At 41.2% G+C, this 13065-nt stretch carries 9 protein-coding genes and 1 tRNA gene; all 10 read right to left on the reverse strand.

The features are described 5' to 3' along the window. Positions 1–72: 72 nt before the first annotated feature. On the reverse strand, positions 73–4284 hold the full coding sequence (rpoC, locus tag ACFIMA_RS05040) for a DNA-directed RNA polymerase subunit beta' (protein WP_375612114.1): 4212 nt from the start codon (positions 4282–4284) through the stop codon (positions 73–75). Positions 4285–4456: 172 nt separating this feature from the next. Beyond that, positions 4457–8605, reverse strand: a complete 4149-nt coding sequence (rpoB, locus tag ACFIMA_RS05045) for a DNA-directed RNA polymerase subunit beta (RefSeq protein WP_375612113.1) — start codon at positions 8603–8605, stop codon at positions 4457–4459. Positions 8606–8894: 289 nt separating this feature from the next. Beyond that, on the reverse strand, positions 8895–9266 hold the full coding sequence (gene rplL, locus ACFIMA_RS05050) for a 50S ribosomal protein L7/L12 (protein ID WP_375668467.1): 372 nt from the start codon (positions 9264–9266) through the stop codon (positions 8895–8897). A gap of 101 nt (positions 9267–9367) precedes the next feature. Continuing rightward, positions 9368–9886, reverse strand: a complete 519-nt coding sequence (gene rplJ / locus ACFIMA_RS05055; protein ID WP_012755027.1) for a 50S ribosomal protein L10 — start codon at positions 9884–9886, stop codon at positions 9368–9370. 354 nt (positions 9887–10240) lie between these two features. Next, positions 10241–10945 (reverse strand): 50S ribosomal protein L1, encoded by a 705-nt coding sequence (rplA, locus tag ACFIMA_RS05060; protein WP_375613460.1) that lies wholly within the window; start codon positions 10943–10945, stop codon positions 10241–10243. A 4-nt stretch (positions 10946–10949) separates the two neighbouring features. Then, positions 10950–11378, reverse strand: coding sequence for a 50S ribosomal protein L11 (rplK, locus tag ACFIMA_RS05065; RefSeq protein WP_273723157.1), 429 nt, complete (start codon positions 11376–11378; stop codon positions 10950–10952). Positions 11379–11528: 150 nt separating this feature from the next. Continuing rightward, positions 11529–12059 carry a transcription termination/antitermination protein NusG gene (gene nusG / locus ACFIMA_RS05070; RefSeq protein WP_273790740.1) on the reverse strand — a complete coding sequence of 177 codons (531 nt, stop codon included), beginning with the start codon at positions 12057–12059 and terminating at the stop codon, positions 11529–11531. Positions 12060–12079: 20 nt separating this feature from the next. After that, positions 12080–12292 (reverse strand): preprotein translocase subunit SecE, encoded by a 213-nt coding sequence (secE, locus tag ACFIMA_RS05075; RefSeq protein WP_273790652.1) that lies wholly within the window; start codon positions 12290–12292, stop codon positions 12080–12082. Positions 12293–12492: 200 nt separating this feature from the next. Further along, a tRNA-Trp gene (locus ACFIMA_RS05080) sits at positions 12493–12568 on the reverse strand. Positions 12569–12615: 47 nt separating this feature from the next. Continuing rightward, positions 12616–13065, reverse strand: a 450-nt coding sequence (locus ACFIMA_RS05085) for an EF-Tu/IF-2/RF-3 family GTPase (protein WP_375693159.1), incomplete at its 5' end; no start/stop codon positions are given.

Genomic DNA, 13065 nt, shown 5'->3' on the forward strand with positions numbered 1-13065 from the left:
CTGCATTTCGAAATAAAAAACGTCTGAACTTTCTATTCAGACGTTTTTATATTATGTGGTGTTGTATTTAAATTATTCAGTAACGGCCCCGGTTGTCATATTTGTCAACATAGCCTTAGCCACTTCGTTATTACTAGACTTACGCTGCTCATCTACAATCAAATCATCACGAACTGCAGCAATACGACGGATTTGAGAAATTGTACCACCCGTACCTGCTGGAATAAGACGACCGACAATAACGTTCTCTTTAAGTCCTTGCAAAGTATCAATTTTACCAGAAACTGCTGCTTCAGTAAGAACACGTGTTGTTTCCTGAAACGATGCCGCCGAAATGAAAGAAGGTGTTTGAAGAGAAGCTTTTGTAATTCCAAGAAGAATGGGATTACCAGATGCAGGTTTCTTCCCTTCTGCAATCAAATTATCATTGATTTCATCAAGTTCAATACGATCAACATTATCACCTGGAATATAACCAGAATCTCCAGATTCAGTAATTTCAACTTTTTGCAACATTTGACGAACAATCACTTCAATGTGCTTATCATTAATAAGAACTCCCTGCAGACGATAAACCTCCTGAATCTCATTAACAAGATAAGATGCCAAAGCTTCAACCCCCTTAATCGCCAAGATGTCATGAGGTGCTGGATTACCATCAAGGATATAATCTCCCTTTTCAATTTGATCGCCTTCTTGGAAGTGGAACAACTTACCTTTTGGAATCAAGTATTCTACTGCCTCAAGAGTTTCATCATTTGGTTCAATAATGATACGACGTTTATTCTTATAACCACGGCCAAATCGAATTGTACCACTTACTTCAGCAATAATCGCATGATCCTTTGGACGACGCGCTTCAAAAAGCTCAGCCACACGAGGAAGACCACCCGTAATATCTTTCGTCTTGGCACTTTCCATTGGCAAACGAGCAATAACATCACCAGCCTTAACATGAGCACCAAGCTCAACAGAAAGAATAGTTTCCACTGACATCATATAACGGGCTTCACCTCCCTTATACAATTTAGCAATGGATTCACCTTCTTTATCCGTGTGAATAATAATAGCTGGTTTAAGATCCGCACCACGTGGATTAGCGCGCCAATCAATCACCAAACGCTTCGTAATACCCGTAGATTCATCAGCTGTTTCAGTGACAGATAAACCATCAATCATATCTTCAAAACCCACATAGCCTTCAACTTCCGTTAAAATTGGACGTGTATAAGGATCCCATTCTGCTATACGTTGGCCACGTTTAACCACATCACCATCATCAACAAAAATATGAGCACCATAGCTAACACGATGTACAACGCGCTCTTTTCCTAACTCATCCTTGATAAGGATAGCCATATTACGCCCCATAACAACCAAATGGCCTTCAGAATTACGAACTACATTACGATTACGAATTTCCACCTTACCTTCATAAGATGCCTCTAAATACGATGAATCAACAACCTGCGCAGTTCCTCCTAAGTGAAAAGTACGCATAGTAAGCTGTGTTCCCGGCTCACCAATGGATTGAGCAGCAATAACACCAACCGCTTCTCCCTGATTAACAGGTGTTCCACGCGCCAAATCACGACCATAGCATTTTGCACAAACACCAAGACGTGTTTCACATGTTAATGCAGAACGAATTTGAACAGATTGAATCCCAGCTGCTTCAATCTTCGCGACATCAGCTTCCTCAATCATTGCTCCACCTTCAAGGATAACCTCTCCAGAGACAGGATGTAGAATATCAACAAGCGCTGTACGACCAAGAATTCTTTGCCCAAGGGAGGCAACAATTTGTCCTGCATCAACAATCGGCTGCATGGTAAGCCCTTTTGCGGTACCACAATCAACTGCTGAAATAATAGCATCCTGTGCAACATCAACAAGACGCCGTGTTAAATAACCAGAGTTCGCCGTCTTTAACGCAGTATCAGCAAGTCCTTTACGTGCACCATGCGTGGAATTGAAGTATTCATTAACAGTTAGACCTTCTTTAAAATTTGAAATAATGGGTGTTTCAATAATTTCACCCGATGGTTTTGCCATTAATCCACGCATACCGGCCAATTGTCTCATCTGGTTAGCAGAACCACGAGCACCAGAGTGCGACATCATATAGATAGAATTCATCGGCCGTTGACGACCTGTTTTAGGATCAAAATCCACAGCTTGAATACGTTTCATCATTTCATCTGCGACGCGATCTGTACATTTACCCCAAGCATCTACAACCTTATTGTATTTTTCACCTTGTGTAATCAAACCATCATTATATTGCTGTTCGTACTCCTTAGCCAAAGCTTCTGTTTCTGCGACTAAACGCGACTTACTATCAGGAATAACCATATCGTCCTTACCGAATGAAATTCCTGCACGACAAGCATAAGAAAAGCCAAGCTGCATAATACGGTCACAAAAAATAACCGTCTCTTTTTGTCCACAGTGCCGATAAACATGATCAATCATTTTAGAAATGTTCTTTTTCGTCATCTCTTGATTGACAATATCAAATGAGATATCCGCACTTTTTGGCAAAAGCTCACCGATAATCAAACGACCAGGTGTCGTATCATAAAGTTTAGAGACTTCTTTTCCATCCTTCCCCATATTCTTAACACGGCCTTTAATCTTCGTATGAAGCGTTATAACCTTATTTTCCAAGGCATAATGAAGCTCACCTATATCAGAAAAGGCCATTCCTTCACCTGGTTCTTTTTCAGAAACAATTGAAAGATAATAAAGACCAAGAACCATATCCTGTGAGGGAACAATAATGGGAGCACCATTTGCCGGATGAAGAATATTATTGGTGGACATCATCAAAACACGGGCTTCAAGCTGTGCTTCAAGAGAAAGCGGCACGTGAACCGCCATCTGATCACCATCAAAATCTGCATTAAAAGCAGTACACACCAATGGATGTAGCTGTATAGCTTTTCCCTCAATTAAGATAGGTTCAAAAGCCTGAATCCCCAAACGGTGCAATGTTGGCGCGCGGTTGAGTAAAACAGGGTGTTCACGAATAACCTCATCCAAGATATCCCAAACTTCTGGATGTTCTTTTTCAACAAGCTTCTTTGCCTGCTTTACCGTTGATGAATAGCCTTTTGCATCAAGCCGCGCATAAATAAAAGGCTTAAATAATTCAAGAGCCATTTTTTTGGGAAGACCACATTGATGCAATTTTAATTCAGGACCCGTCACGATAACAGAACGCCCCGAGTAATCAACACGCTTCCCAAGTAAGTTCTGACGAAAACGCCCTTGCTTGCCCTTCAACATATCTGATAAAGACTTAAGAGGACGTTTATTGGCTCCAGTAATCACACGCCCACGCCGTCCATTATCAAACAATGCATCAACAGCTTCTTGTACCATACGCTTTTCATTGCGTACGATAATTCCAGGAGCACGCAATTCAATCAGCCGTTTCAAGCGGTTATTACGATTAATAACACGCCGATAAAGATCATTCAGATCTGATGTCGCAAAACGCCCACCATCAAGCGGAACCAATGGACGCAAGTCCGGTGGAATAACCGGAATTGTTTTCATAATCATCCACTCTGGCTTATTTCCAGATTCAAGAAAATTTTCAACGATTTTAAGTCGTTTAATCAATTTTTTCTGCTTTAACTCTGAAGTTGTTTCAGCTAATTCAAGACGCAAATCATTAGCGATTTTATCTAACTCCATACTAGCTAAAAGCTCGTAAATAGCTTCAGCGCCAATCATAGCTGTAAACTGATCTTCTCCAAATTCATCAATAGCAAGCATATATTCTTCTTCAGAAAGAAGCTGATGGAGCTTAAGAGATGTTAACCCTGGTTCGGTTACAATATAATTCTCAAAATAAAGAACCCGTTCAATATCTTTTAAAGTTAAATCTAAAAGTGTAGAAATACGGCCTGGTAATGATTTAAGAAACCATATATGCGCAACGGGTGCCGCAAGTTCAATATGCCCCATACGCTCACGACGTACGCGCGAAAGAGTAACCTCTACACCACATTTTTCACAAATAATGCCCTTATACTTCATGCGTTTATATTTGCCACATAGACATTCATAGTCCTTAATAGGGCCAAATATACGTGCACAAAAAAGACCATCACGTTCTGGTTTAAAAGTCCGATAATTAATCGTCTCAGGCTTCTTAATCTCACCATACGACCAGGACAAAATTTTCTCAGGACTCGCAATAGAAATACGAATAGAGTCAAATGTCTGCGCTGGCGCTTGAGGATTGAAAAGATTCATGACCTCGTGGTTCATGCTGTTCTCCTTCAAAGATTCTTAGAACCTGTTGTAATATCTCATTTATTTTATAACAGATCTTCTTTAAAATACATTTACTTTTAAAAATGACCTGTATAGCCTTAATAAGGTTATTGAGCCTCTTAAAGTAATAAGAGCGCAGCCTTTTTCTAGTGCGCTCCTTGAATTATTATTCTGCCGTATCAGACAATGCCCGCTGTGCAATAAGTTCACGCGCATCATCAAGCTCCACATTAAGAGCAAGTGAGCGCATTTCTTTTACCAACACATTAAAGCTTTCGGGTATACCTGCCTCAAATGTATCATCACCACGCACAATTGCCTCATAGACTTTTGTTCGACCAGCCACATCATCTGATTTTACTGTTAGCATCTCCTGCAAAGTGTATGCAGCACCATAAGCTTCAAGCGCCCATACCTCCATTTCACCAAAACGCTGACCACCAAATTGTGCCTTACCTCCTAATGGCTGCTGCGTAACAAGTGAATAGGGACCAATAGAACGCGCATGAATCTTATCATCAACAAGGTGATGCAATTTCAACATGTAAATATATCCCACCGTTACTGGACGATCAAAAGGCTCCCCAGTACGACCATCATAAAGCGTAACCTGCCCTGAACTATCTAAGCCTGCGTCTTCCAGCATCATGTTAATATCAGACTCATGTGCTCCATCAAAAACAGGCGTTGCAATTGAAACCCCTTTCTTCATCTGCAATGCCAATTTGTAAAGGCTTTCATTATCATACTGACGAACTGGTTCATTATGATTATCATCAGGCATAAGATTTTCAATACGCTGACGCAACGGCAATATATCCCCAGTCTCTTGATATAACTCTAACAAAGCACCAATCTTCTTGCCCATCCCCGCACATGCCCAACCAAGATGCGTTTCAAGAATTTGTCCAACATTCATACGACTAGGCACACCCAGCGGATTCAAGACGATATCAGCATGGGTCCCATCTTCAAGAAATGGCATATCTTCTACGGGAAGAATACGTGAAACAACACCCTTATTCCCGTGACGTCCCGCCATCTTGTCACCTGGTTGGATTTTGCGCTTCACAGCCACAAAAACTTTCACCATTTTCATGACACCAGGAGGCATTTCATCACCTCTTTGGACCTTTTCAACCTTATCCATAAAGCGACGTTGTAATGCTTCTTTTGATTCATCATATTGCTTGCGCAAAGCTTCAATTTCATTTTGAAGCTTTTCATCCTCAACAGCAAATTGCCACCACTGGGATCGCGGATAATGCCCCATTACTGTACTATCAAGCTTTTTACTACCCGAAAAGCCTTTCGGACCTTCTACAGCAACTTTACCTGTCAACATATCGGTGAGGCGCGCATAAACATTGCGATCAAGAATAGACTGTTCATCATCACGGTCTTTTGCTAAACGCTCAATTTCTTCACGCTCAATTGCCATCGCACGTTCATCTTTTTCCACGCCATGGCGATTAAAAACGCGAACTTCAACAACAGTACCAAAAGTCCCAGGAGGCATACGCATAGAAGTATCACGAACATCGGATGCCTTTTCCCCAAAAATTGCACGCAGAAGCTTTTCTTCCGGCGTCATGGGACTTTCACCTTTCGGGGTAATCTTTCCAACTAAAATATCACCTGGTTGAACTTCAGCACCAATATAAATAATGCCAGCTTCATCAAGATTTCTTAACGCTTCTTCCGCAACATTAGGAATGTCGCGCGTAATTTCCTCAGGTCCAAGTTTTGTATCGCGTGCCGCAACTTCAAATTCCTCGATATGAATTGAAGTAAACACATCATCAGCAACAATGCGCTCGGATAACAAAATAGAATCTTCATAATTGTATCCATTCCAAGGCATAAAGGCTACGAGAACATTCCGCCCAAGAGCCAAATCACCAAGATCCGTGGATGGACCATCTGCAATGATATCACCTTTCTCTACCCTATCACCGACATGTACAAGAGGACGCTGATTAATACAAGTGGACTGATTAGAACGCTGAAATTTCTGTAAGCGGTAAATATCAACGCCTGATTTTGAAGGATCTAAATCTTCTGTTGCACGGATAACAATACGGGTAGCATCGACTTGATCAACAACACCACTACGTTTTGCACTCACAGCAGCTCCTGAATCGCGCGCAACAATAGATTCCATTCCCGTCCCAACAAATGGCGCTTCAGCGCGTACAAGAGGAACTGCTTGACGCTGCATGTTCGATCCCATAAGCGCACGATTCGCATCATCATTTTCCAAAAAAGGAATAAGCGCTGCTGCAACTGAAACCAACTGTTTTGGTGAAACATCCATCAAATCAACATGATCACGCGGCGCCATTAAAACTTCACCAGCATGACGGCAAACAACAAACTCTTCTATAAAACGACCTTCGTTATCTAATGAAGAATTAGCCTGAGCGACATAATGCTTTGCTTCTTCCATCGCTGAAAGATAAATAACTTCTTTTGTGACTTTTCCATCAATAATTTTTCGATATGGGCTTTCAATAAAGCCATATTTGTTAACTCGCGCAAATGTTGCTAAGGAGTTAATCAGACCAATATTGGGGCCTTCTGGTGTTTCAATCGGACAAATACGACCATAATGCGTAGGATGTACGTCACGGACTTCAAAACCCGCACGTTCACGAGTCAAACCACCTGGACCAAGAGCAGAAAGACGGCGCTTATGGGTAATTTCTGACAATGGATTGGTTTGATCCATAAACTGCGACAATTGTGAAGACCCAAAAAATTCACGGACTGCTGCTGCCGCAGGCTTTGCATTGATCAAATCCTGTGGCATAACTGTATCAATTTCAACCGATGACATACGCTCTTTTATCGCACGTTCCATACGAAGAAGACCAATGCGATATTGATTTTCCATCAACTCCCCGACGGAACGAACGCGACGGTTGCCAAGATTATCAATATCATCAATTTCACCACGTCCATCACGCAATTCAACCAACATCTTAACAACAGCAAGAATATCCTCTTGGCGTAAAATGCGAACTGTGTCTGGACAATCAAGATCCATACGTAAATTCATCTTAACACGCCCGACAGCTGAAAGATCATAACGCTCTGGATCAAAAAACAATGAATGGAACATTGCTTCTGCTGTATCGATTGTTGGAGGTTCACCTGGACGCATCACCCGGTAAATATCAAATAACGCATCCTGCCGACTTTCATTTTTATCCACCTTCAAAGTATTGCGGATGTAAGCGCCAATATTCATGTGATCAATATCAAGAATATTGACTTGATCAGCACTAACATCGAGCAGAACTTTTAATACTTTTTCGTCAATTTCATCACCAGCTTCAAGGTAGATTTCACCTGTTTCGTAATTGACGATATCTTCGGCTAGATAACAACCTAATAAATCATCTTCACTAACTTTAACCGCTTTAAGTCCTTTTTCTACCAAAGACTTCGCAGTACGAACTGTTAATTTTTTACCAGCCTCCGCAACGACTTCACCACTATCTGCATCTATAAGGTCAGAAATGAGCTTCATTCCTTTAAAGCGATCCACAGAATAAGGAACTCGCCATCCTTCTCCATCACGCTCATAAGTCACTTTATCATAAAACGTCGATAAAATATCCGACGCATCCATACCTAATGCCATCAAAAGACTAGTAACAGGAATCTTGCGCCGTCGATCAATACGCGCATAAATGATGTCCTTAGCATCAAACTCAATATCAAGCCAAGAACCACGATACGGAATAACACGAGCAGCAAAAAGAAGCTTTCCTGATGAATGGGACTTTCCTTTATCATGGTCAAAAAAGACACCAGGAGAACGATGCATCTGAGAAACAATAACACGCTCCGTACCATTAACAATAAAGGTACCATTCGTCGTCATTAAAGGCATATCGCCCATATAAACGCCTTGCTCTTTAATGTCTTTGATATCTTTGGAGCCAGTATCCTCATCAACATCAAAAACAATCAAACGCAATATGACCTTTAATGGGGCAGCATAAGTTAAATCACGTTGACGGCACTCTTCAACATCAAATTTTGGTAAATCAAATTCATAACCTACAAACTCAAGCATAGCTGTACCGGAAAAATCTGAAATAGGAAAAACCGATTTAAAAACAGCTTGCAAACCTTCATCTGGTCGCCCACCTTTCGGTTCCTCAACCATGAGAAATTGATCGTATGAGGCTTTTTGAACCTCAATAAGATTCGGCATTTCTGCTACTTCAGGAATCTTACCAAAAAATTTCCGTACGCGCTTACGACCATTGAATTGAGACATCATTGCGTGAGTCTGAGCCATCGTCGCTCCTTGATCTTTACTCTTCAAGGTAGACCAACCTTGAAAGCCTTATACCATTAACCTGCATATGCAGACCAGTTCACTTGACACTCAATAATGAGCATCATTAACTTTCCCCACCAACATAAGCCATTTATCTCTTTGACTCTATGATGAAGGGGTAAGTAATCCAAACCTATCCCATTCCTGTTACGAAACCATTGGGAAAAGTTTTTTACTCATTATTTTCCCTCTTTGTATTAAGAGAAAGAAAATCGGCGAACATAAATGCCCGCCGATAAAATTAAATTTACTTAAGTTCCACCTTAGCACCGGCAGCTTCAAGTTGAGATTTAATTTTTTCTGCTTCTTCTTTAGAAGCAGCCTCTTTAATAGGCTTAGGTGCACCTTCAACCAGATCTTTAGCTTCTTTAAGACCAAGTCCAGTAAGAGCACGAACTTCCTTAATAACATTAATTTTTTGTGCGCCACCTTCAACAAGAATAACATCAAATTCTGTTTTTTCTTCAGCAGCTGGAGCAGCAGAACCAGCAACAGCAGCTACAGCTACAGGAGCAGCAGCCGAAACTCCCCACTTTTCTTCAAGTAACTTAGAAAGCTCAGCGGCTTCCAAAAGGGTTAGATTAGAAAGGTCTTCTACGATCTTCTCTAGATCAGCCATTTTTAAATTCCTTCAATTAAAAGATTTGAACCATTATTAAATCTTATTCAAAAAAACAGAAAAGCATTAAAGCTCTTCCATAAACGTGAATACAAACAGCCTTAAGCCGCCTTATCCTCCTGAGCATATGCTCCAATGACACGTGCAACCTGACCAGCAGGGGCATTAACAACCTGTGCAATACGGGTCGCAGGGGTAGAAATCATACCCACAAGTTTTGCACGCAACTCGTTTAATGAAGGCAATGAAGCCAATGACTTCACAGCATCTACAGTTAAACTTGTTGCACCCATTGAACCGCCAAGTATGACAAATTTGTCATTGCTTTTCGCAAAATCAACAGCAACTTTCGGTGCTGTGATTGGATCTTCTGAATAAGCAATAAGTGTTTGTCCAGTAAACAAACCCACTATCGATTCAGATTCCGTGCCCTGAAGAGCGATTTTAGCAAGACGGTTTTTGGCGACCTTAACGGCACCGCCAGCTTCACCCATTTTCGAACGCAGATCATTCATCTGTGAAACTGTCAGACCGGAATAATGTGCAACAACAACAGAACCAGACTTCCGAAAAGCCTCGTTAAGCCATGTAACAAATTCGCGTTTTTCCGCTCTATTCACTGTCTCTCTCCATTTAACAGATTTGCTTAAAACAAACCTGTTGGTTACCTTTGATAACATAAAATACTTCATGTCACCGATGAGGATCCTGTCCCCTTTTTCACGCACAGCGTTCAAAGGCAACCTTGGCTCAAACCCTTTAAGTCTTTTAACTCTCAGTTTTTACCCCAGTCTCATGCAGGTTTTTTTGATTAAGATACTTAAAAGCATCACCTACAATCTCGGACAGGATATTCCGGAATTTCTCCCGGTACAACCTAAGCCCTATAAAGCTTAGATAGCGAGCTGATCAAAATCAGCATTTTAAATACAATTTTGATATTCCCATACCCCAAAACAAAATTATAAATCAGCTTATACTAGCTCTGAACGAACCGTTGCTGGATCAACTTTAACACCAATTCCCATAGTCGACGAAACAGCAACGCGCTTAATATACTCACCTTTTGCACCTTGCGGCTTGGCTTTAATAACTGCACTTGCAAAGGCTTTTATATTTTCTACGATTTTTTCAACACCAAAAGAAGCCTTACCAATACCAGCATGCACAATACCAGCTTTTTCCACGCGAAACTCAACAGCACCACCTTTAGAAGCTTTGACAGCACCGGCGACATCAAGTGTTACAGTACCAACTTTCGGATTCGGCATCAAACTCCGTGGACCAAGAATCTTACCAAGACGACCAACAAGAGGCATCATGTCTGGCGTTGCAATACAACGATCAAAATCTATAGTCCCTCTATTAACGCTTTCAAATAAATCTTCGGCACCCACAATATCAGCTCCTGCCGCCTTAGCTTCCTCAGCCTTATCCCCACGAGCAAAAACGGCAACACGAATATTTCTCCCTGTTCCATTAGGCAAATGAGCAACGCCTCGAACCATTTGATCAGCATGACGAGGATCAACACCCAAGTTCATTGAAATTTCGATTGTTTCATCAAACTTAGCAACGGCACGCTCCTTAACCATTGAAACGGCATCTTTTAAAGCGTAGAGTTCATTAAAATCAATATCTTTTCGGATATTTTTTATTCTTTTTGCTACTTTTGCCATAATATTAGCCCACCACTTCCAAGCCCATCGAGCGAGCAGAACCTTCAACCATACGCATTGCTGCCTCAATGTCATTCGCATTAAGATCTTTCATCTTTGATTCCGCAATCGAACGAATTTTATCGCGAGAAATGCTTCCTACAGACACTTTACCAGGCTCTTTTGAGCCAGATTTCAGGTTTGCTTCCTTCTTTAAAAAGAAGGATACAGGAGGCGTCTTGAGAGAAAAGGTGAAAGACTTATCTTGGTAATACGTAATAACAACTGGAATCGGTGCCCCCTTTTCCATTTCTTGTGTCGCTGCATTAAACGCCTTACAAAATTCCATGATATTAATACCACGCTGCCCAAGAGCTGGACCAATTGGTGGAGATGGAGTAGCAGCTCCTGCAGGAACCTGCAACTTAAGCTGACCTATACTTTTTTTTGCCATAACAATCTGCCCTTAATTTCACTGGTATACTGACAATTCATCTTGCCCGTTACCCGCTTGCAGTCACGTGGTTCGGATCATTAAGCCGACAAAAGCTATAAATCACCTCCCACTCCTTCCTTAAAGTAATTAAAACTACTCTAAGTTTAATCAGAGTTTTTCAACCTGACCAAATTCCAAATCAACAGGCGTAGGACGCCCAAAAATAAGCACTTCAACCTTAAGACGAGAGCGCTCTTCTTCAACCTCTTGAACAATTCCATTAAACGAAACAAAAGGACCATCAGCAACGCGAACTTGCTCTCCAACCTCAAACAATACAGAGGACTTTGGAGACTCAACCCTTTCCTGAACTTGTTTGAGAATTTGTTCAACCTCTCGATCAGAAATAGGAACAGGACGCGCATCCGACCCTAAAAAACCTGTCACTTTAGGCGTATTCTTAATAAGATGATAAACTTCATCTGTTAACTCAGCACGAACAAGAACATAACCAGGAAAAAATTTTCGCTCAGTATCAACTTTGCGTCCACGACGAACCTCTACAACACGCTCTGTTGGAACAAAAATCTTTTCAAAAAGATGATCAAGTCCCTTTTGCTTTGCCTCCTTATCAATAGCTTCCGCTACTTTCTTTTCAAAATTTGAATATGCCTGAACAATATACCAACGAGCTGCCACAGTCACACTTCCTTACATTCTCAACTAAAAAGATATTTCAGAAGATCAATAACCCGCCAAACACCAAAATGCATAACCTGATCCACAATAAAAAAGAAAGCTGAAGCCAATGCAGTTACCAACAAAACCATAATAGTAGAAATAACCGTCTCACGACGTGTAGGCCATTTCACTTTAATTGTTTCTGCATAAACCTGCTTCAAAAAGGTAATCGGATTGGTTTTAGATGCCATCGTCACACTATACTCTCTCTAGTCCCATTGTGTTTTATAGAACAAAATAAACAGGAAAAAAACGCAAAAGCCAACTTTCAGACTTATGCAATTTCCTTACTTTCTATTCAATACCGTTTCACACACAAAAAAACAAGCCCCATATCAAAAAAAGCGAAAAAGGCAGCAAAATCCACTCCCTTATATGTAAAATCCCTCTTTGGCAGGGGCAGCAGGACTTGAACCCGCGACCTGCGGTTTTGGAGACCGCCGCTCTACCAACTGAGCTATACCCCTAACTCTCAAAACTAAAACACTTTTAACACCCCTTTAACAAGCATTATTTATTCAATGATCTTAGAGACGATACCGGCACCAACAGTACGACCACCTTCACGAATAGCAAAACGAAGTTTCTCTTCCATCGCTATCGGAACGATCAACGAAACATCCATCGCAACATTGTCACCTGGCATAACCATTTCCGTTCCTTCTGGAAGCGTAACAATACCTGTAACATCCGTCGTACGGAAGTAAAACTGAGGACGATAATTCGTGAAAAATGGTGTATGACGTCCACCTTCATCCTTTGTCAAAATGTAAGCTTCTGCTTTAAAACGTGTATGAGGCGTAACGGATCCTGGCTTTGCCAATACTTGACCACGCTCAATCCCTTCACGGTCAACACCACGTAGCAGAGCTCCTATATTATCACCCGCTTGACCTTGATCTAAAAGCTTGCGGAACATTTCAACGCCTGTAACCGTCGTCTTAGACGTTGGACGAATACCGAT

The sequence above is a fragment of the Bartonella sp. AP88HLJMH genome, assembly GCF_042195605.1.
Classification (GTDB): domain Bacteria; phylum Pseudomonadota; class Alphaproteobacteria; order Rhizobiales; family Rhizobiaceae; genus Bartonella.

Excerpts from the sequence above, each read along its gene's own strand:
- rpoC (WP_375612114.1), bottom strand. The coding sequence starts at position 4,284 with ATGAACCACGAGGTCATGAATCTTTTCAATCCTCAAGCGCCAGCGCAG.
- rpoB (WP_375612113.1), bottom strand. The coding sequence starts at position 8,605 with ATGGCTCAGACTCACGCAATGATGTCTCAATTCAATGGTCGTAAGCGC.
- rplL (WP_375668467.1), bottom strand. The coding sequence starts at position 9,266 with ATGGCTGATCTAGAGAAGATCGTAGAAGACCTTTCTAATCTAACCCTT.
- rplA (WP_375613460.1), bottom strand. The coding sequence starts at position 10,945 with ATGGCAAAAGTAGCAAAAAGAATAAAAAATATCCGAAAAGATATTGAT.
- rplK (WP_273723157.1), bottom strand. The coding sequence starts at position 11,378 with ATGGCAAAAAAAAGTATAGGTCAGCTTAAGTTGCAGGTTCCTGCAGGA.
- secE (WP_273790652.1), bottom strand. The coding sequence starts at position 12,292 with ATGGCATCTAAAACCAATCCGATTACCTTTTTGAAGCAGGTTTATGCA.